Annotated in this window: 20 protein-coding genes; 12 read left to right on the top strand and 8 right to left on the bottom strand. The window is 74.4% G+C overall.

All coding sequences use genetic code 11. From position 1 onward, the window contains the following. Positions 1-12 precede the first annotated feature (12 nt). From pyrE to BUE43_RS02135, 5 genes are all read left to right on the top strand, one after another. Complete coding sequence (gene pyrE / locus BUE43_RS02155) at positions 13-576, top strand: orotate phosphoribosyltransferase (protein ID WP_073479598.1); 564 nt, start codon at positions 13-15, stop codon at positions 574-576. 239 nt (positions 577-815) lie between these two features. Further along, positions 816-1,202, top strand: a complete 387-nt coding sequence (locus BUE43_RS02150; RefSeq protein ID WP_073479597.1) for a DUF2784 domain-containing protein — start codon at positions 816-818, stop codon at positions 1,200-1,202. Then, positions 1,159-1,818, top strand: a complete 660-nt coding sequence (locus BUE43_RS02145; RefSeq protein WP_073479596.1) for a TrmH family RNA methyltransferase — start codon at positions 1,159-1,161, stop codon at positions 1,816-1,818. The genes BUE43_RS02150 and BUE43_RS02145 overlap by 44 nt, the downstream gene beginning before the upstream one ends. Positions 1,819-1,882: 64 nt before the next feature. Then, positions 1,883-3,079, top strand: coding sequence for a glycoside hydrolase family 76 protein (locus BUE43_RS02140; protein WP_083959241.1), 1,197 nt, complete (start codon positions 1,883-1,885; stop codon positions 3,077-3,079). A gap of 45 nt (positions 3,080-3,124) precedes the next feature. Continuing rightward, complete coding sequence (locus tag BUE43_RS02135) at positions 3,125-4,267, top strand: GTP-binding protein (protein WP_073479595.1); 1,143 nt, start codon at positions 3,125-3,127, stop codon at positions 4,265-4,267. Positions 4,268-4,520: 253 nt separating this feature from the next. Here BUE43_RS02135 and BUE43_RS02130 read toward each other — a convergent pair whose 3' ends face one another. Then, positions 4,521-5,519: a LacI family DNA-binding transcriptional regulator gene (locus BUE43_RS02130; protein WP_073480201.1), complete on the bottom strand. Its 999-nt coding sequence runs from the start codon at positions 5,517-5,519 to the stop codon at positions 4,521-4,523. Positions 5,520-5,640: 121 nt separating this feature from the next. On the opposite strand from BUE43_RS02130, the gene BUE43_RS02125 reads away from it, so the two are divergent. From BUE43_RS02125 to BUE43_RS02105, 5 genes are read left to right on the top strand one after another with little or no spacing between them, the layout of a single operon-like run. Beyond that, entirely contained in the window at positions 5,641-6,672 is a 1,032-nt protein-coding gene (locus BUE43_RS02125) for a substrate-binding domain-containing protein (protein WP_073479594.1), read from the top strand. A gap of 4 nt (positions 6,673-6,676) precedes the next feature. Beyond that, positions 6,677-7,657 (top strand): ABC transporter permease, encoded by a 981-nt coding sequence (locus tag BUE43_RS02120; RefSeq protein WP_073479593.1) that lies wholly within the window; start codon positions 6,677-6,679, stop codon positions 7,655-7,657. Continuing rightward, on the top strand, positions 7,654-8,517 hold the full coding sequence (locus BUE43_RS02115) for an ATP-binding cassette domain-containing protein (protein ID WP_073479592.1): 864 nt from the start codon (positions 7,654-7,656) through the stop codon (positions 8,515-8,517). The genes BUE43_RS02120 and BUE43_RS02115 overlap by 4 nt, the downstream gene beginning before the upstream one ends. Beyond that, the gene (locus tag BUE43_RS02110) at positions 8,514-9,431 is read left to right on the top strand and encodes a PfkB family carbohydrate kinase (protein ID WP_073479591.1); all 918 of its coding nucleotides are present in this window, start codon (positions 8,514-8,516) and stop codon (positions 9,429-9,431) included. Before BUE43_RS02115 ends, BUE43_RS02110 begins: the two co-directional genes overlap by 4 nt. Continuing rightward, on the top strand, positions 9,428-10,081 hold the full coding sequence (locus tag BUE43_RS02105; RefSeq protein ID WP_073479590.1) for a nucleoside/nucleotide kinase family protein: 654 nt from the start codon (positions 9,428-9,430) through the stop codon (positions 10,079-10,081). Before BUE43_RS02110 ends, BUE43_RS02105 begins: the two co-directional genes overlap by 4 nt. A gap of 259 nt (positions 10,082-10,340) precedes the next feature. Here BUE43_RS02105 and BUE43_RS02100 read toward each other — a convergent pair whose 3' ends face one another. Further along, positions 10,341-11,027 (bottom strand): DedA family protein, encoded by a 687-nt coding sequence (locus BUE43_RS02100; protein ID WP_073479589.1) that lies wholly within the window; start codon positions 11,025-11,027, stop codon positions 10,341-10,343. Positions 11,028-11,116: 89 nt separating this feature from the next. Here BUE43_RS02100 and BUE43_RS02095 point away from each other — a divergent pair, with 89 nt between their 5' ends. Next, the gene (locus tag BUE43_RS02095) at positions 11,117-12,517 is read left to right on the top strand and encodes an FAD-binding oxidoreductase (protein ID WP_073479588.1); all 1,401 of its coding nucleotides are present in this window, start codon (positions 11,117-11,119) and stop codon (positions 12,515-12,517) included. Between the two features lie 87 nt (positions 12,518-12,604). Here the strand turns inward: BUE43_RS02095 and BUE43_RS02090 are convergent, their stop codons facing one another. The 6 genes from BUE43_RS02090 to BUE43_RS02065 all read right to left on the bottom strand — a co-directional run bounded on the left by BUE43_RS02090 (position 12,605) and on the right by BUE43_RS02065 (position 17,913). Then, a complete protein-coding gene (locus tag BUE43_RS02090; RefSeq protein WP_234995488.1) occupies positions 12,605-13,321 on the bottom strand; it encodes a DedA family protein in 717 nt (238 codons plus the stop codon). A gap of 174 nt (positions 13,322-13,495) precedes the next feature. After that, positions 13,496-13,747 (bottom strand): hypothetical protein, encoded by a 252-nt coding sequence (locus tag BUE43_RS02085; protein WP_073480199.1) that lies wholly within the window; start codon positions 13,745-13,747, stop codon positions 13,496-13,498. Positions 13,748-14,027: 280 nt separating this feature from the next. Next, positions 14,028-14,864, bottom strand: a complete 837-nt coding sequence (locus BUE43_RS02080) for a class II fructose-bisphosphate aldolase (protein ID WP_073479587.1) — start codon at positions 14,862-14,864, stop codon at positions 14,028-14,030. 17 nt (positions 14,865-14,881) lie between these two features. Next, the gene (gene nagA, locus BUE43_RS02075; RefSeq protein WP_073479586.1) at positions 14,882-16,030 is read right to left on the bottom strand and encodes an N-acetylglucosamine-6-phosphate deacetylase; all 1,149 of its coding nucleotides are present in this window, start codon (positions 16,028-16,030) and stop codon (positions 14,882-14,884) included. Continuing rightward, positions 16,027-16,959 (bottom strand): ROK family protein, encoded by a 933-nt coding sequence (locus tag BUE43_RS02070; RefSeq protein WP_234995487.1) that lies wholly within the window; start codon positions 16,957-16,959, stop codon positions 16,027-16,029. The genes nagA and BUE43_RS02070 overlap by 4 nt, the downstream gene beginning before the upstream one ends. Before the next feature lie 66 nt (positions 16,960-17,025). Further along, entirely contained in the window at positions 17,026-17,913 is an 888-nt protein-coding gene (locus BUE43_RS02065; protein ID WP_073479584.1) for an SIS domain-containing protein, read from the bottom strand. A 142-nt stretch (positions 17,914-18,055) separates the two neighbouring features. On the opposite strand from BUE43_RS02065, the gene BUE43_RS02060 reads away from it, so the two are divergent. Next, complete coding sequence (locus tag BUE43_RS02060; RefSeq protein WP_073479583.1) at positions 18,056-18,841, top strand: DeoR/GlpR family DNA-binding transcription regulator; 786 nt, start codon at positions 18,056-18,058, stop codon at positions 18,839-18,841. Positions 18,842-18,926: the final 85 nt, after the last annotated feature.

The following is an 18,926-nucleotide window of genomic DNA, read 5'->3' as shown; positions in this document are numbered from 1 at the left end:
CGCTAGGGCCTCGTGGGATTCCCGGAAGTCGACGCCACGGCCAAGGCCGAGCTGGCGCGCGTGGTGACCGAACTGGCTGTCGTGCACGGCAGGGTCGTGCTCTCCTCGGGCAAGGAGGCCGACTACTACGTCGATCTCCGGCGCGCCACCCTGAACCACCGCGCGGCGCCGCTGGTCGGCCGCCTGCTCCGCCAGCTCACCGCGGACTGGGAGTACGTCGCGGTGGGCGGCCTGACCCTGGGCGCTGACCCGGTGGCCTGCGCGATGATGCACTCGGCCGCCGCCGACGGCGAGGAGCTGGACGCGTTCGTCGTCCGCAAGGCGGTCAAGCAGCACGGCATGCAGCGGCGCATCGAGGGCGCCGAGGTCGCCGGCCGTCGGGTGCTCGCCGTCGAGGACACCTCCACCACCGGGGGCAGCGTGCTGACCGCGGTCGAGGCGCTGCGCGAGGCCGGCGCGGAGGTGGTCGGCGTCGCGACGATCGTCGACCGCGCCACCGGCGCCCGGGAGGCGATCGAGGCCGAGGGCCTGCCCTACCGCTTCCTGCTCTCCCTGGCCGACCTCGGCCTGGCGTGACCGACGCCGGGTGAGGCGGTCCACGCCGCCTCACCCCGGCACGCGTCGCCGGGGCCGTGGGCCTGGCATCGGGTGACCGTGGGTAGGGCAGACCTCTCGGAGCGCCTGGTCAGGGATGACGCGCCCGGGGTGACACCGGCGCATCGCCGGGGGTCGGGGACGACCCACGGTCATGCATCACCCGATCTGATGATCAGCCGAATCGGGGATGTCGACCTACGCTGGCCCTGGGAGGTCCCATGGCCAGCCTGCTCGCCGAGCTCACGATGCTGACGCACTTCGCGTTCCTGGCCTACGTCGTGCTCGGCGGCTTCCTCGCGTGGTGGTGGCCCAGGGCGCTCGTGCCGCACCTCGTGGCCGCGGCATGGGGCGCGCTGATCGTCACCATCCCCTGGCTGGACTGCCCCCTCACGATCGTCGAGGACCACTTCCGCCGCGCCGCGGGCCAGCCCGGCGTCGTCGTCTTCATCGACACCTACGTCAGCGGGGTGCTCTACCCGACGCGGCACGGGGTGACGGCCCAGGTGGTCGCGGCCGCGGTCGTCGCGACGTCCTGGCTGGGCGTGTACCTAAGGTGGCGCGGTGCACGAGGAACTGGAGCCAGGACCCACCGAGTGGGGCGGTGACCGGCCGGAGGTCGGCGTCGGGCCGTGGGCGGGGCCGTGGCCGACCGACGAGCGGTACGACCCGGAGCTGTTGGCCGAGGGCGACCGCCGCAACGTCGTGGACCGCTACCGCTACTGGCGGCGCGAGGCGATCGTGGCCGAGTTGGACGCCCGGCGGCACGAGTTCCACGTCGCCATCGAGAACTTCCAGCACGACCACAACATCGGCACGGTCGTGCGCACCGCCAACGCGTTCCTCGCCGAGGCCGTGCACGTCGTGGGGCGGCGCCGGTGGAACCGACGCGGCGCGATGGTGACCGACCGCTACCAACACGTGCACCACCACCCCCAGGTGGGCGATCTCCTCGACTACGCGCGGGCGCGGGAGCTGGTCGTGGTGGCGGTGGACAACACCCCCGACGCGGTGCGGCTGGAGCGCACCGAGCTGCCCCGCCGGAGCCTGCTGCTGTTCGGCCAGGAGGGGCCGGGGCTGACGGAGCAGGCGCGGGCCGGCGCCGACCTGGTCGTCTCGATCGCCCAGTTCGGCTCCACCCGGTCCATCAACGCGGGGGTGGCCGCTGGCGTGGTCATGCACAGCTGGGTGCGGCGGCACGCCGACCTGGACACGGCTTGGTGAAGATGTTTCCGGCGGTCGCCCGTTCGCGCTGCCTCTGGATCGGTTCACCCCCGACGATGGGGACATGATCGAGCAGTCGGCGGCAGCGGTGGAGCGGCCCCGGCTGTGGGCGGCCCGGGCCGGCGTGGCCGAACGTGGCGTCTGGACCAGGCACCTGCACCGGGCGTGGTGGATGCCCGCGACTCTGCTGGGCACCACGCGTTGGCCGGCCACCTCCGGTCAGCGCTGGTTCGTGTGGTGGAACTACTGGTGGCAGGCGCACCTCCTGGACTGCGTGGTCGACGCCCAGCTCCGGCGGCCGACCGTCCAACGGGTGGCGGCGGTGCGCGCGCTGACCAGGGGAATCCGCCTCCGCAACATCACGAGCTGGACCAACAGGTACTACGACGACGTCGCCTGGCTGGGGCTCGCCCTGCACCGGGCGAGCAAGGTCACCGGCGTCGACCGGCCCCGGGCGCTGGCGGCCGTCGCCCGTCAGCTCCGCGGCGGGTGGACCGCCGCCGGCGGGGGCGGCATCTGGTGGCGGCGCCGGGACAACTTCAAGAACGTGCCGGCCAACGGGCCCGCCGCGATCCTGTTCGTGCGCCTGGCCGCGGAGGGGCCGCCCGCCGGCGAGCCCGGGGACCTCGGGCGCGCCCGCGACATCGCCGAGTGGATCGAGACGCACCTGGTCGACCCGCGCACCGGGCTGGTGTGGGACGGCCTGCGGGTCAACCGGGACGGGTCGGTCCGGGACGTGGAGAAGGCGGTCTACACCTACTGCCAGGGCGTCCTGCTGGGCGCCTACGTCGAGCTGGCCGACGCGACGGGCGACCCGACGTGGACCAGGCGGGCGATGCGCACCATCGACGCGGTCGCCCAGCACCTGACCAGCCAGGAGGGCGTGCTGCGCGGGCACGGCGGGGGTGACGGGGGGCTGTTCACCGGCATCCTCACCCGCTACCTGGCGCAGGCCGCGCTGCGGCTGTACAGCGCGCCCGAGGCGCGGCACCAGGCGGCGGACCTGGTGCTGCTCTCCGCGGAGGGGGCGTGGCGGAACCGGGCGGGCGCCCCGGGCGGTCCGCTGTTCGGCCCCGACTGGACGATGCCGGCGAGCGTCCCGGACGAGCCGCGCCCGCACCGGGCGGGCGGCGGGTCGGTGCGCAGCGTCGCGCCGGCGGAACAGGACCTCTCGGTCCAGCTCTCCGGCTGGATGGTGCTGGAGGCGGCCGCGTTGTTGGAGCGCAGCGGCCTCACGGCCCGGCGGCAGGCGGGGCTCTGACCGACCCCACCGCCAGCCGTAGCTGATAACGATTATCATCTTGTTATGTCCCGTGTGCCCGTCACCGTGCTGTCCGGTTTCCTCGGCAGCGGCAAGACGACCGTGCTCAACCACCTGCTCGTCAACCGGGAGGGCCGGCGCGTCGCCGTCGTCGTCAACGACATGAGCGAGGTCAACGTCGACGCCGCGCTGGTCGGCGGCGGACACCTGGAACGCGCGCCGGAGCGGCTCGTCGAGCTGACCAACGGCTGCATCTGCTGCACGTTGCGGGCCGACCTGCTGGACAGCGTGGCCGAGCTGGCGGAGCGGGGGCGGTTCGACGCGATCGTCGTGGAGTCCACCGGCATCTCCGAGCCGCTCCCGGTCGCCGCGACCTTCGAGTGGGACCTCGGGGACGGGGCCGCGCTGTACGACGTCGCCCGCCTGGACTCCATGACCACCGTGGTCGACGTGTCGACGTTCCTCGACCTCGTCCGGGTGGACGCCACGCTGGCCGGGGAGCGGATCGGCGTCGACGAGTCCGACGAGCGGAGCCTCGCCGAGCTCCTGGTCGACCAGGTGGAGTTCGCCGACCTGTTGGTGCTGAACAAGACCGACCTCGTGGACGGCGACCACCTGGCCCGGGTGGAAGCCGTGCTGACGCACCTCAACCCGACGGCGCGCCGCGTGCGCACCCGCTACGGCGTGCTGCCCGTGGCCGACCTGCTGGACACGCGGCGGTACGACCGCGAGGCCGCCGCGCAGGCGCCGGGCTGGGCGCGGGAACTGGCCGGGACGCACACACCGGAGACGGAGGAGTACGGCATCCGCGGCGTCGTCTACCGCGCGCGCCGGCCGTTCCACCCGGAGCGACTCGCGGGCGTGCTCCACCGGGAGTGGCCGGAACTGTTGCGCAGCAAGGGTTTCTTCTGGCTGGCCACCCGGCCGGACGTCGCCGGCCTGTGGTCGCAGGCCGGTCCGAACATCGCGCTGGAGCCCGCCGCCCTGTGGTCCACAATGGACGGACATCGAGGGCAGGAGATCGCGTTCATCGGCGTCGACCTCGATCCCGCAGAGCCCTTCCGCCGGCTCGACCCCGCCTTGCTGACCGACGCCGAACTGGCCGAGGGACCCGAGGGCTGGCGCCGGTTCCCCGATCCGCTGCCCGATTGGGAGGCTTCGCACTTCGCCGGGGAGCACCGGCACTGAGCGCGTGCGCGCACCACCCGATGAGGTGGGACTCTCCCGCTCCTCACCCGTTCTCGTGAGCCTCCCGCCCGGAAATGTCAGTCCAGCTTGGAATACTTGAGATGGGGGTTCCCCCTAACTTCTGGGCTGTAGGCGAGGCGGGCCGTCGTTCCTCGCGCAGATCCTCGGCCCGAGGAGCGCCGAAGCGTCGAGAGTTTCCGTTGGAGCATAAGGGCTTCCGGCAAGGTGTTGTGGTGCCTGGGAAATCCCGGCGTCAGGGAGTGTTGCAGCCGCACGAGCGGCGGTGCATGAACCGCGCCGGCAGGCGGACGGTGCGGGGCGGCTGGTCGGGGTCGGCGATGCGGGAGAGCAGCATGCGCACCGCCGTGCGGCCGATCTCGGCGACCGGCTGCGCCATCGTGGTGAGCGGGGGGTCGACGAGGTCCGCCCACTCCACCTCGTCGTAGCCGACCACGGCGAGGTCGATGCCGACCTTCACGTCGAGCTCCCTGGCGGCGTGCAACACGCCGACCATCATGTTGTTGTTCGCCGCGACGACCGCGGTCGGCGGGTCCGCCAGGGTGAGCAGGCGGCGCAGCGCCGCCTCGGCCGGCTTGACCGCCGAGCCGCCGGAGGCCATCAGCTCCGCGTCGAGCTCCAGGCCGGCGCGGTGCAGCCCCAGCCGGTACCCGTGCACGCGCTCGCTTGTCGTCGTCAGGCCGGGCGCGCCGCTCACCAGGCCGATCCGGCGGTGGCCCAGCTCCGCCAGGTGCTCCACCAGCGCGGCCGTGGCCCCGACGTTCTCCGGGCCGACCTGGTCCACCAGGCCCGAGCCGGGCAGCCGGTCGACCAGCACCGTGGGCACGCCGAGCTGGCGCAGCTCGGGGAGCACGGTGTTCGCCGCGCCGGGGGAGGGGGTGAGCAGCATCCCGTCGACCCGCCGCGACCGCAGCGCGCGGACCGCGGCGTGCTCGGCCTCCGGCTGGTCCCGGGTGTCGACCAGGACCAGTGTGAACCCGGCCCGGCCGGCCTCGCTCTCGATCGCCTGGATCAGCTCGGCGAAGTACGGGTTGGCCACCAGGGAGATCGCCACCCCCAGGGAGCGGGTGCCGCCGGTGACGAGGGAGCGGGCGATCGCGTTGCCGGTGTAGCCGGTCGCCGCGACGGCGTCGAGGACGCGGCGCCGGGTCTCGTCGGCCACCGCCCTGGTGCCGTTCACGACGTGCGAGACCGTCGTGATCGAGACTCCGGCCAGGTGGGCGACATCGCGCATGGTGACCACGGGTGCAAACGTTTGCGCAAACGCTTGGCCTCCGTCAACCGGGCCGCTAGCTTCCCCGCCACCTGTTTGGCCGCTCGCCCCGGGAGGGGCGCAGGGATCAGGGAGGCAGGCAATGGGACGACGAGGTCCCCTCGGCCGGTCCGGACGGGGTGTCGCCGTGCTGCTCGCCGGCGCGCTCGCCGTGGTGGGCGCGGCCTGCACCAGCCAGCGGACCGCGACCCCCGGCGTCGGCGGCAAGGCCGACGGCCGGACCAGGATCGGCCTGGTCACCAAGACCGACAGCAACCCGTTCTTCGTCGCGCTGCGGGAGGCGGCGAAGGCGCGGGCCGCCGCGGACGGCGCCGAGCTCGTCGCGCTGGCCGGCAAGTTCGACGGCGACAACGACGGCCAGGTGGCCGCCCTGGAGAACCTCGTGCAGCAGGGTGTGGACGCCATCCTGGTCACGCCGAACAACTCCAGCGGCATCCTGGGCGCGATCCGGCACGCCAGGGACCGGGGAATCCTGGTGGTGGCGCTGGACACCGAGACCAGCCCGCGGGACGCCGTGGACGCGACCTTCGCGACCGACAACGTCGAGGCCGGCCGGTCGCAGGGCCGGTACGTGCGGGCCGCGCTGGCGGAGCGGGACCCCCGGCTCCTCATGCTCGACGGCACCCCGGGCGGAACCGTGGACGAGCAGCGGCACCGGGGTTTCCTCGACGGGTTCGGCCTGGGCGAGAACGACCCCAGGGTGCTGGGCAGGCAGCCGACCAACGGTGACCAGAGCAGGGCCCAGCAGGCGATGGAGAACCTGCTCCAGCGGGCGAACGGGGTCAACGCGGTCTACACGCTCAACGAGCCGGCGGCCCGGGGCGCGCACTCCGCGCTCCAGGCGCGCGGCGTCGCGGGGCAGGTCGTGGTGGGGTCGGTCGACGGCGGCTGCCAGGGCGTCCGGGACGTCCGGGAGGGCAGGTACGCCGTCACCGTCATGCAGTTCCCGAGGAGGATGGCCGAGGAGGGTGTGCGCGCGGCGGTCGAGTTCACGAGGACGGGCACCAGACCCAGCGGGTTCGTGGACACCGGCTCCGCGGTGGTCACCGACCGGCCGGTGCCCGGTGTCGACAGCAGGGACACCGCGTGGGCCCTGGCGAACTGCTGGGGGTGACGGGATGACCACGACCGCCCTCCGGCGGACCGGCGTCGGCGAGTTCGTCCTGCGCACGCCCGCGGTCGGCCCCACGATCGCGCTGGTGGTCGCGGTGGCGCTGTTCTCGCTGACCACCGACACGTTCCTCGACGTCGACAACCTCTCGCTCGTCGTGCAGCAGTCCCTGGTGGTCGGCACGTTGGCGCTCGGCCAGACGCTGGTGATCCTCACCGGCGGCATCGACCTCGCCAACGCCGCCGCCTGCGTGCTCGGGACGCTGCTGATGGCCAGGCTCGTGGCCGACGGCGTCGCCGCGCCGCTGGCCCTGCTCGCCGGGATCGCCGTCGTCGTCGCCGTCGGCGCGACCACCGGCGGCGTCGTCACCGCGCTGGGGCTGCCGCCGTTCATCGTCACGTTGGGCGTGCTGGCGATCGTCACCGCGGCCAGCCGGATCTACGCGGGCGGCCAGAGCTTCCCGGTCACCGACGGCCTGCTCGGCCTGCTCGGCACCCGGCAGTACCTGTTCGGGCAGATCGAGCTCACCATCGGCATGGGCGTCGCGCTCGGGATGTACCTGCTGCTCTGGTACTCGCTGACGCGCACGGCGTGGGGCAGGCACGTCTACGCGGTCGGCAACGACTCCGAGGCGGCCCGCCTGTCCGGCATCCACGTGCGGCGCACGCTGCTGTCGGTCTACGTGGTCGCCGGGCTGGTCTACGGCGTCGCCGCGTGGCAGGCGCTGGGCCGGGTGCCCAACGCCGACCCGAACGCCTTCCAGACGGGCAACCTGGACTCGGTCACGGCGGTCGTGCTCGGCGGCACCAGCCTGTTCGGCGGGCGCGGCAGCGTGCTCGGCACGCTGGTCGGCGCGTTGATCGTCGCCGTGCTGCGGTCGGGCCTCACCCAGGCCGGGATCGACAACCTGTACCAGGACGTCGCGACCGGGGTGCTGGTGATCGCCGCGGTCGCCGTCGACCGGTTCGCGCGGAGGAGGCAGCGATGAGCGACCCGGACGGGCGGGACGCGCCGGCGCCCGACCCGGTGCTGTCGGCGCGGGGCCTGGTCAAGCGGTTCGGCCGGGTGACGGCGATCGACGGGGCCGACTTCGACCTGCTGCCGGGCGAGGTGCTCGCCGTGGTCGGCGACAACGGGGCCGGCAAGTCCAGCCTGATCAAGGCGTTGTCGGGGGCGCTGACCCCGGACGCCGGGGAGGTCAGGGTGGCCGGCCGGCCGGTGCGGTTCCACGGCCCGCTGGACGCGCGGCGGCACGGCATCGAGACCGTGTACCAGGACCTCGCGCTCGCGCCGGCGCAGGACGTCGCCAGCAACCTGTTCCTCGGCAGGGAGCGCCGGCGGCCCGGCCTGCTCGGCCGCGTCTTCCGGCTGCTCGACACCCGGGGCATGCGGGCCGAGGCCGAGCGGGTGCTCGACGAGCTGGGGATCGGCGTGCGGAGCACGAGCCAGCCGGTCGAGACGCTGTCCGGCGGCCAGCGGCAGGGTGTGGCGGTGGCCCGCGCGGCGGCCTTCGGCACCCGGGTGGTGATCATGGACGAGCCGACGGCCGCGCTCGGCGTCGCCGAGTCGGCCAGGGTGCTCGACCTCATCGACCGCCTGCGCGCCCGCGGCCTGCCGGTCGTGCTGATCAGCCACAACATGCCGCACGTCTTCGACATCGCCGACCGCGTCCACGTCCACCGTCTCGGCCGCCGGGTCGCCGTCGTCTCCCCGGCGGAGCGCACCATGAACGAGGTGGTGGGGCTCATCACCGGCGCGTTGCGGGTGGGTGCGGACGGGGCGCTGGAGGAGGTGCGCGACGCTGTGCGCACGGGTGTGACCAGAACCGGTGGAGGGACCGCCGAGTGAGGGATGTCCTGCTGGTCGGGCTGTGCACGGTCGACCTGGTGCAGTGGGTGACCGAGCTGCCCGCGCCGGGTGACAAGGTGCAGTCCGCGGGGATGAACGTGGCGGCGGGCGGGCCGGCGGCCAACGCCGCGGTCGCGGTGGCGGCGGCCGGGGGTCGTCCCACCCTGGTCACCGCCCTGGGGCGGCACCCGCTCGCCGCCCTCGCCCGCGCCGACCTGGAGGAGTGCGGGGTCCGGGTGATCGACCTCGACCCGTCGCGGGCCGAGCCACCGGCGTTGAGCGCGGTGGCGGTGCGGGAGTCCGACGGCGAACGCACCGTGGTGTCGCGCAACGCCTCGGCGCTGGCGGTCCCGGCCGCCGCCGACCTCCTTGAGGACCTGGTGGCCGGCGCGGGCGCGTTGCTGCTCGACGGCCACCACCCCCGACCGGCGCTCGCGGCCGCCGGCGCGGCGCGGGTGCGGGGCGTCCCGGTGGTGCTCGACGCCGGGAGCTGGAAGCGCGTCCTCGACGAGCTGCTGCCGCTGGTCGACGTCTGCGCCTGCTCGGCGGCCTTCGCGGTCCCGGGCGCGCACGACCCGGTCGCGGCGCTGCACGGGCTCGGCATCCCCGTGGTGACCAGGACCGACGGGCCGCGCCCCGTACGGTGGAGCTGCGCGCCGCCGGTCGCCGTGGCCGGCGGTCCGAACACCGGCGCCGAGCCGGTGACGCCCGTGCCGGCGAGGGACACCCTCGGCGCCGGCGACGTGTGGCACGGGGTGCTCGCGTTGGGCGTCGCCTGCCTGGGGCGGGTGCCCGGCCCCGCCGAGCTGCCGTCGCTGATCCGGGCGGCCAACGACGTGGCGGGGCTGCGGGTGAGCCACGTCGGGCCGAGGGCCTGGGTGGCGCCGGTTCGCGATCGGGAGGAGACGAGGTGACCGCGGCGGCGAGGGACGTCACGTTCGACGAGCTGGTCGCGCGGGCGACGGCGTTGGCCGCCGGCGGTCAGCGCCGGCTGCTGGGCATCACCGGGCCGCCGGGCGCCGGCAAGTCGACGGTGGCCGGGCGGCTGGTCGGCGCGCTGGGCGGCCGCGCGGCGCTGGTCGGCATGGACGGGTTCCACCTCGCCCAGCGCGAGCTGGAGCGGCTGGGCAGGGCCGACCGCAAGGGCGCGCCGGACACCTTCGACGGCGACGGCTACCTCGACCTGCTGCGCCGGCTGCGCCGCAACGGGCCGGGCTCGCCGGACGCGGCCACGGTCTACGCGCCCGAGTTCCGCCGGGAGATCGAGGAGCCGGTGGCCTGCGCGGTCCCCGTCGCGCCCGACGTCCCGCTGGTGGTTACGGAGGGCAACTACCTGCTGCTGGACGACGAGCCGTGGAAACACGTCCGGGAGGTGCTGGACGAGGTGTGGTTCCTCGCGCCGGACGAGGCGGACCGGGTCGCCTGGCTGGTCGCCCGGCACCGGCGCTACGGCCGCGGACCGGACGAGGCGCGCGCCCGCGCGCTCGGCTCCGACCAGGCCAACGCCGAGCGGGTCGCCCCCACCGCGGACTCGGCCGACCTCGTCATCCACGCCGTCCGCTGACCTGCCCGGCGACAGCCCCCACCCGCCCTGGGGGGCGAGCCCTGCTCCAGCCTAGTCGGCCGTGACCAGCGTGTTCGAGCGGACAACGGCCCGCTGTGGACAACTCGCGGACCTGGGGACAACTGCCCTCACGAACGAGTGATCTTTTCCCTCGAAAGGGGGCTGCTGCGGCGTCGTGCCTTGCGCGCGGAGCCCAGCGGCGAGCGGGGCCGGCCGGGCCTGGGGTGCCCCGAAGGAGCGAAGTGGAGCGGCGGATCGGTCAGGAGTCGTCACCGGGAGTGGAGGACAAACTCGCCACCTCCTCCACCGGCCGGCGCATCTCCTGCCGGTACCGCCACAGGCCGTAGACCGTCCCGCCGACCACGAACGTCAGGAAGCCGATCACCGCGACCGTCCGCACCCAGGGGTTGCGGTCGAGCAGCCCGGCCGCGTAGTAGCCGACCAGCATGAGCGTCGGCGCCCAGACGATCGCGCCGGAGACGCTCGCGACCAGGTACCTGCGCCGGTCCATCTGCGCCGCGCCAGCCAGCAGCGGCGCCAACGTGCGCACCCACGGCAGCCAGCGCGCCGCCACGATCGCCCAGAAGCCCCACCGGTCGAAGAACCGCTTGGCACGCTCCAGGTTCTCCCGGCTCAGCACCTTGCCCCCGCGCCGGGCCACCAGCCGCAGACCCGTTCGGGACCCGATGACGTAGCCCACGTGGTTGCCGGCCACCGCCACCCCGGTCACGGTCAGCGACAGCAGCCACACGCCCAGCTCGTGGTCGTGCTGGGCGAGCACGACCCCGGCGGTCAGCAGGAGGGAGTCGCCCGGCAGGAACAGCCCGACGATGAAAGCGCACTCCGCGAACACGAAACCCAGGACGACGAGCCACACCGCGACCGGCCCCGCCGCCTCCAGCGGCGACGCCGCCAGCGCCACCGCGGCCGGGAGGTCGGTCTGCACGTCATCGAGGGTAGGTGCTGACGCCACCGGGGTCGGTCGATTCGAAAGGAGGTGTGGCCCACTCGTCCCAGCGGACTACCTTGGGTCAGGTGAGCACCACTCTGGGCGATCACCTGGTGGAGGAACTCCGTGCGGTGCTGGGACCGGAGGGGGTGCTCGACGACCTCGACGTCCTCGACAGCTACCGGCGGGACATGATGCCGCTGGCCCCGGCCGGGGTGCCCCGCGCGGTGGCGCTGCCCGCCGACGCCGAGCAGGTCCGGGCGGTCGTCCGGGCCTGCGCCGCCGCCGGCGCGCCGATCGTCCCGCGCGGCGCCGGCAGCGGGCTGTCGGGCGCGGCGAACGCCGTCGACGGCTGCGTCGTCCTCGCGACCACGCGCATGAACCGCGTCCTGGAGGTCGACCCGGACAACCGGCTCGCCGTGGTGGAGCCCGGCGTGGTGAACCTCGACCTGCGGCGCGCCGTGGAGGAGCACGGGCTGTTCTACCCGCCCGACCCCTCCAGCTACGACTGGTGCACGATCGGCGGCAACCTCGCCACCAACGCCGGCGGCCTGTGCTGCGTGAAGTACGGCGTGACCACGGACTCGGTACTCGGGCTCGACGTCGTCCTCGCCGACGGCTCGCTGCTGCGCACCGGGCGCCGCACCGTGAAGGGCGTCGCCGGGTACGACCTCACCAAGCTCTTCGTCGGCTCCGAGGGGACCCTCGGGGTGATCACCAGGGCCACCCTCGCGTTGCGCCCGCTGCCCCAGGCGCCGGTCACCCTGGTCGCCGCGTTCGGCTCGACGGCCGCCGCAGCCACGGCGGTCAGCCGGATCGTGCGCGCGGGCGCGGTCCCGTCCCTGATGGAGATCATGGACCGGGCGTCGATCGTGGCCGTGGAGCAGAACCTGCGGACCGAGTTGGGCGCGGGCGCGGGCAGCGCCGCGCTGCTGCTGTGCCAGTCCGACAGCGGTGGCGAGGCCGCCCGGCGGGAGATCGCCGCGATCGAGCGGATCTGCGCCGACGCGGGCAGCGAGCTGGTCCACTGGACCGAGGACCTGGCCGAGGGGCGGACGCTGATGGCGGCCCGGCGGGCGGTGCTGCCGTCGCTGGAGCTCTACGGCTCCTGGCTGACCGAGGACGTCTGCGTGCCCCGCACCCGGATCGCCGACCTGATCAACGGCAGCGAGGCCGTCGGCGCGCGGCACGGGCTGCTCGTCGCCGTCGTGGGCCACGCCGGCGACGGCAACATGCACCCGACGATCGTCTACGACCCCGCCTCGGAGGAGCAGCGCGCGCGGGCGCGCCGGGCGTTCGACGAGATCATGGAGCTGGGGCTGTCCCTCGGCGGCACGATCACCGGCGAGCACGGTGTCGGCAAGGTCAAGCGGGACTGGCTGGCTCGGGAGATCGGCCCGGTCGCGCTGCGGACCCACCGGGCGATCAAGGCGGCGCTCGACCCGGGGAACCTATTCAACCCGGGGTCCATGTTCGAGCTGGACTGACCGCGTCGGACCGGCCCCGACGAGCCGGAGAAGCGAGGAGCCGGTGTCCCCGGGGGACACCGGCTCCGCACTGGGCCCGGACCGCGGTCAGCGGACGTCCTGCCGCGGGATCTCCTGGGTGACGTCCAACGCGAGCTTCTGCGCGAGCTTCTTCTCGCGCCGGCCCCGCACGAACTCGATGACGAGCGGAATGATCGAGAGGAGCACGATGCCGATGAAGATGGACTCGATGTTGTTCTTGACGAACGAGATGTTGCCCAGGAAGTAGCCGAGCAACGTCACGCCGGCGGCCCAGGCGACGCCGCCGATGAACGAGTAGGTGAAGTAGCGCTTCGGGTCCATCCGGCCCACGCCCGCCATCGCGGTGATGAACGTGCGCACGATCGGCACGAAACGGGCGAGCACGATCGCCCTGGCGCCGTGCCGGTCGAAGAACTCGTGCGTCTTGTCGACGTGTTCCTTCTTCAGGAACCGCGACCTCGGTTTGAACAGGGCCGGGCCGATCTTCCACCCGATCCCGTAACCGACCACGTTGCCGAGCATCGCCGACGCCGTCAGCAGCACGCACACCAGCCAGATCGGCGTGTCGATCCAGCCGCGCGCCACGAACATCCCGGCGACGAACAACAGCGAGTCACCGGGGAGGAAGAAGGCCAGGATTCCGCACTCGGCGAAGACGATCAGGCACAGCCCGAGCAGGGCGAAGGCGCCCATCGAGGTGATCAGGTATTCCGGGTCGAGCCATTTCGGGCCCAGGGCGAGCGGGGCGGCCGTGCTCGCGACGGCGGGCAAAACGGACGTCACGGGAACCCACGGTACCGGCAGGGTGACCGCACTCGTCGCCCGGACCGGCTTTCTTGATCGGCGCTTCCCGGTCCGACCCGGTTCACCCGTCCGGGTCCGGTGCTGGTCCGGCCAGCTCCGGGGCCGCCCCGACTCCGCACGGTGACAGTTCGGGGCGCTCCCGCGCCTTTTCGGTCACAGGACGGAGATGAACCCGGCCACGGTTCCCACCGCGAGACCGAGCAGCACCGCGAACAGCAGCACCCACCGCGCCGGCAGACCGGTCGCCGACGGCTCCTCGCCGGCCGGCGCCGTGCCCGCCGCGGTGGCCGGCGCCGCGCCCGGCCCCGAGGCCGGCTGGGGCCGCCCGGCCGGCGTCGGCGCGCCGCCGGTCACGGCCTGCGCCCGCAACGCCTCCGAGAGCAGGCGCTCCGCGTTGTCGGCCATGCTCACCCCCCTCACCGTAATGGTCTCTCGACCACCCCGATCCAGGTATCGGAGGCTCGCCCCGCGTCGTATCACCCTCCTCGTCCGGGGCCCTCTTGCGGGGCCCCATCCGGGGCCCTCGTTCGGGGGCCACGGCCACCGGAGCGATCCTCGCTCATCGCTCTCCGCCCGGTCGCCGTCGGCCGGCGGGTCGCCCGGCGCGGGGCGCGCGCCGGGCGCTGACCGGAGACCGGGCATCGGGCCGGAGGCGGGAGCGGTGGCGGCCCGCCGACCGGCCGGCTCAGGCGGCCTTGAGGACGCCCAACAGCCGCGTCACCTCGGTCGCGACGGCCTCGCGCCCCGGGGCCAGGTACTTCCGGGTGTCGACGGTGGTCGGGTGGGTGGCGAGGTGGTCCCGCACGGCGTGCGTGAACGCCCGGTTCAGGTGCGTCGCGATATTGATCTTGGTCATCCCGGCGGCGACCGCCCTGGCCAGGTCCTCGTCGGCCACCCCGGACGAGCCGTGCAGCACGAGCGGGGTCGGGACGGCCGCGCGCAACCGGCCGATGAGCTCGAAGTCGAGCGCGGCGTCCCTGGTCGCCATGGCGTGCGACGTGCCGACCGCGACCGCCAGCGAGTCGACGCCGGTCGCCGCGACGAACGCCGCCGCCTCGGCCGGGTCGGTGCGCGCGCCGGGGGCGTGCACCCCGTCCTTGCCGCCGATCTCGCCCAGCTCGGCCTCCACGTGCACGCCGTTGCGGTGGCAGTGCGCCACGACCGCCGCGGTGGCGCGGACGTTGTCCGCGTACTCCAGCCGGGAGCCGTCGTACATGACGCTCGTGAAACCGAGGTCCACGGCCTCGTGCACCAGCTCGACGTCCTCGGCGTGGTCGAGGTGCACCGCCACCGGCACCGACGCGCGGTGCGCGATGGCGAGCGTGGCGAGCGCCAGCGGTTCCAGCACGCCGTGGTAGCGGACGCAGTTCTGGCTGATCTGGAGGACCACCGGGGCTCCCGCCCGTTCGGCCCCCGCGACCAGCGCCTCGGCGTGTTCGAGCTGGATGACGTTGAACGCGCCCACGCCGCGCCCGTCGCGGGCGGCGGCGTCGACGATGTCGCTGGTCGGGGTGAGCGGCACGGTCTACCTCCTGGTCGTCATGCTCGGGGCACCCAGCTCCCCCGGCGCAGGACCCGGGTCGGGCGCAGGTCGGCGTCGAGCAGCACGAGGTCAGCGTCCAGGCCGGCGCGGACCGCGCCGGTGCGCTCGGCGAGGCCGAGCAGGGCCGCCGGCCGGGTCGCGGCGGCGGCCACCGCGTCCACGACGTCCAGCCCGCAGGCCAGCACCAGGTTGCGGAACGCGACGTCCATGGTCAGCGTGCTGCCGGCGAGCGAGCCGTCGGCGAGGCGGGGCTCGCCGTTGGCGACGGTGACCTCCAGCTCGCCCAGCCGGTAGCTGCCGTCGCCGGCGCCGGTCGCCGAGATCGCGTCGGTGACCAGCACCGTGCGGCCGGCGCCCGCGTGCCGGGCGGCCAGCCGGACCACCGTGGGGGCCAGGTGCACGAGGTCGCAGATCAGCTCGACGGTGACGCGCTCGTCGTCCAGGAGCGCGCCGATCGGGCCGGGCTCGCGGTGGTGCAGCGGGCGCATGCCGTTGAACAGGTGAGTGGCCACGGTCGCGCCGGCGTCGACGGCCGGCCGCACCTGGGCCTCCACCGCGTCGGTGTGCCCGACGGCGGCGATGGCGCCGTGGTCGACGAGCTGCCGCACGGCCTCGACCGCGCCCTCCAGCTCGGGCGCCAGGGTGCACATCCGCACGGCGCCGCGGCCGGCGTCCAGCAGGGCTTGGACGTCCGCGCGGGCCGGGGGCCGCAGGATGGCCGGGTCGTGGGCGCCGCAGCGGGCGGCGGCCAGGAACGGGCCCTCCAGGTGCACGCCGGCGACCAGCCCGTCCTCGGCCAGCTCGGCGAGCACGGCGACCTGCCGGGACAGCTCGGGGATGGGCTCGGTGACCAGGCTGGCCAGCAGCGTCGTCGTGCCGTGCCGCTGGTGCGCGGCCACGGCCGCGGCGACCTGCTCGGGGTCGGCGGAGCCGAACGACGCGCCGCCGCCGCCGTGGCAGTGGATGTCGACGAAACCGGGCACCACCCACTGCCCCGCGAGGTCCACGACCTCGCCACCGCCGTGCTCGGCGGGCGCGGGACCCGATCCGACGGCGGTGATCCGGCCGCCGTCGACGGCCACCCAGCCGTCGTCGAGCACCCCGTCCGGGGTGACGACCTTGCCATCGCGCAGCAGCGTGCTCATCGGGCCTCCAACAGGTCGACGGCGAGCAGGGCGGCGCCCAGGCATCCGGCCGCGTCGCCCAGCTCCGCCAGCCGGAGCTCCGGCCGGCGCTGGAAGGAGATCAGGTCGGTCAGTCGTCGCCCGAGCGGCGCGGTGAGCAGGTCGCCCGCGAGGGCCAGCCCGCCGCCCAGCACGACGATCTCGGGGCCGAGCAGGGTCGAGGTCAGCAGCAGCGCCCTGGCCAGCGCGTCGACCGCCTCGTCCCAGACCAGCACGGCGTCCGGGTCGCCGGCGCGGACCGCCTCCGCCACGTCGACCGCGCCCCGGACCCGCCGGCCGGTGCGGGCGGCGTAGCGGCGGGCCACGGCCGCCGACGAGGCCACGCGTTCCAGGCAGCCGCGTTGCCCGCAGCCGCACGGTTCGCCGTGGCCGATGTCGACGTGCCCGATCTCGCCGGCGTAGCCCCCTCCGCTCTGCACCCGGCCGCCCATGATCAGCGCGGCCGCGATGCCGGTGCCGATCGGCAGGAAGACGGCGTCGGTGCTGCCCCTGGCCGCGCCGAGCCGCAGCTCGGCGAGCCCGCCGGCCCGCACGTCGTGGCCGAAGGCCACCGGCAGCGCGGTCCGCTCGGCGAGGAGCCGGTGGAACGGGACGTCCCGCCAGCCGAGGTTGGCCGACAGCACCCCCACCCCGCGCTCCTCGTCGACCACCCCGGGGACGACGACGCCGAGCGCCTCGACCGGGCCCTCGGCCAGGTCGCCCAGCTCGGCGGCCAGGTCGATGACCGAGTCGACGACCGCGGCCGCCGTGGCGGCGCCGTCGTCGAGGCGGGGGGTGGGACGCCGGCGCTCGGCGAGCACGGTCGCCGCGCCGGGACCGCCGTTGACCAGCGCGGCCTTCGTCTCGGTGCCGCCGACGTCGACGGCGACCACGTAGCGGAGGGATGACACGCCTGCGATCCTGCGGCATCCGCCCACCATTGGTCTACACCACCCGCCCGTTCGGGCGTGTTCCGGTCAGCCGTGGTCGAGGACGACCGAGCGCGTCAGGTGCCGGGGGCGGTCCGGGTCCAGCCCCCGGCGGCGGGCCAGCTCCACCGCCAGGCGCTGCGCCACGACCAGCTCGGCCATCGGATCGGCCGCCGTCGCCCGGAAGCGCCCGCCGGTGGCGAGCACCTGCGCGGGCAGCCCGGCCGGCGGCTCGCCGAACATCCACGCGACGCGGTCCGGCCCGGTCACGCTGATCGGGCCGTGCCGGTACTCCATCGCCGGGTACGCCTCGGCCCACGCGCCGGCGGCCTCCCGCGTCTTCAGCGCCGCCTCCTGCGCGAGGCCGCAGGTCCAGCCCCGGCCCAGGAAGGTGAACTGCTCGGCGTCGACCAGCTCGTCCAGCGGCGCGGCGAGCGCCCGCTCGGCGTCCTCGGCCGCCCGCGCCACGGACTCGCCGAGGGTGGCCCGCAGCAGGGCCAGGGTCGAGGTGGCGAACCGGGTCTGCACCACCGAGCGCTCGTCGGCGAAGTCGAGCAGGACGACGTCGTCGGCCAGCTCGACGACCGGGGTGTCGCCGTCCCCGGTGACCACCGCCGTGCGCACCGCGCCCCGGACGTCCCGCAGCAGGTCCAGCACCTCGGTGGTGGTGCCCGACCGCGTGATCGCGAGGACCCGGTCGTAGGGCCGCCGTCGGGGGAACTCCGACGCGGCGAACGCGTCGGTCTCGCCCTGTCCGGCGGCCTCGCGCAGGACGGCATAGGACTGCGCGACGAACCAGGAGGTCCCGCAGCCGACCACCGCCACCCGTTCCCCGGGGCGCGGCGCCGCCGCGGCGGACCGGCCGGCCAGCTCCGCCGCCCGCCGCCAGCAGTCCGGCTGGGTGGCGATCTCGGTACTGACGAACGGCTGCCCCACGTGTGCTTCGGTCACCCCGCGGCCTCCCTGTCGAGAACTGCGCGCTTGTGCAACTAACTGCGCACAACAACCGTCGATAGTGCACGATCATGCACTCGCTCGTCGAGAGGGCATACGCGATCATGGGTGCGGAGGTGACGGTGTGAACCGGTACGAGCGACTGAACGCGCTGCTGGAGATCCTCGCGGAGCGTGGTCGGATCGAGGTCGACGAGATCGCCGCGGAGCTGGACGTCTCCGCCGCGACGATCCGGCGGGACCTGGACCACCTGGCGGACCAGCAGCTGCTGACGCGCACCCGGGGAGGTGCGGTCGCGCACGCGGTGTCCTACGACCTGCCGCTGCGGTACAAGTCCGTCCGGCACGCCGACGAGAAGCAACGCATCGGCAAGGCCGCCGCCGCGCTGGCCGCGCGCGGCGCGGTGGTCGGCCTCAACGGCGGCACCACGGCCACCGAGGTGGCCAGGGCGATGGCCACCCGCGCCGACCTGCACCACGCCGAGGGCGAGAGCGCCGTCACCGTGGTCACCAACGCGCTGAACATCGCCAACGAGCTCGCGGTGCGCCCCCAGGTCAAGCTGGTGGTCACCGGGGGCGTCGCCCGGCCGCAGTCCTACGAGCTGATCGGCCCGCTCGGCACCCGCGTCCTGGACGAGCTGACGCTGGACGTGACCTTCCTCGGCGTGGACGCGGTCGACCCGGTGACCGGGGCCAGCGCGCACCACGAGGGCGAGGCCAGCATCAACCGGCTGCTGGCCGCCAGGGCGCGCAGGGTGGTGGTGGTCGCGGACTCGTCCAAGCTCGGCGCGCGCGCCTTCGCCCGGATCTGCGCCGTCGACGAGTTCCACGTCCTGGTCACGGACCGGGACGCCACCGACGAGGACGTGCGCCGGTTCGAGGAGCGCGGCGTGGAGGTCTTGCGCGTCTGAGCGTCGCTCGGCACGGTGAGCCGGGGCGCCCTCCCGCCACTGGCCGTCCAGGTCGTCCCCGAGCGCCGGGGACCGTCCGCTGCCC

This window comes from Streptoalloteichus hindustanus (genome assembly GCF_900129375.1).
Lineage (GTDB): Bacteria > Actinomycetota > Actinomycetes > Mycobacteriales > Pseudonocardiaceae > Streptoalloteichus > Streptoalloteichus hindustanus.
This window is presented reverse-complemented; position numbering and strand designations above follow the sequence as displayed.

Excerpts from the sequence above, each read along its gene's own strand:
- nagA (WP_073479586.1), bottom strand. The coding sequence starts at position 16,030 with ATGAGCACGCTGCTGCGCGATGGCAAGGTCGTCACCCCGGACGGGGTG.
- BUE43_RS02130 (WP_073480201.1), bottom strand. The coding sequence starts at position 5,519 with ATGCGCGATGTCGCCCACCTGGCCGGAGTCTCGATCACGACGGTCTCG.
- BUE43_RS02115 (WP_073479592.1), top strand. The coding sequence starts at position 7,654 with ATGAGCGACCCGGACGGGCGGGACGCGCCGGCGCCCGACCCGGTGCTG.
- BUE43_RS02150 (WP_073479597.1), top strand. The coding sequence starts at position 816 with ATGGCCAGCCTGCTCGCCGAGCTCACGATGCTGACGCACTTCGCGTTC.
- BUE43_RS02140 (WP_083959241.1), top strand. The coding sequence starts at position 1,883 with ATGATCGAGCAGTCGGCGGCAGCGGTGGAGCGGCCCCGGCTGTGGGCG.
- BUE43_RS02085 (WP_073480199.1), bottom strand. The coding sequence starts at position 13,747 with ATGGCCGACAACGCGGAGCGCCTGCTCTCGGAGGCGTTGCGGGCGCAG.
- BUE43_RS02120 (WP_073479593.1), top strand. The coding sequence starts at position 6,677 with ATGACCACGACCGCCCTCCGGCGGACCGGCGTCGGCGAGTTCGTCCTG.
- BUE43_RS02135 (WP_073479595.1), top strand. The coding sequence starts at position 3,125 with ATGTCCCGTGTGCCCGTCACCGTGCTGTCCGGTTTCCTCGGCAGCGGC.
- BUE43_RS02125 (WP_073479594.1), top strand. The coding sequence starts at position 5,641 with ATGGGACGACGAGGTCCCCTCGGCCGGTCCGGACGGGGTGTCGCCGTG.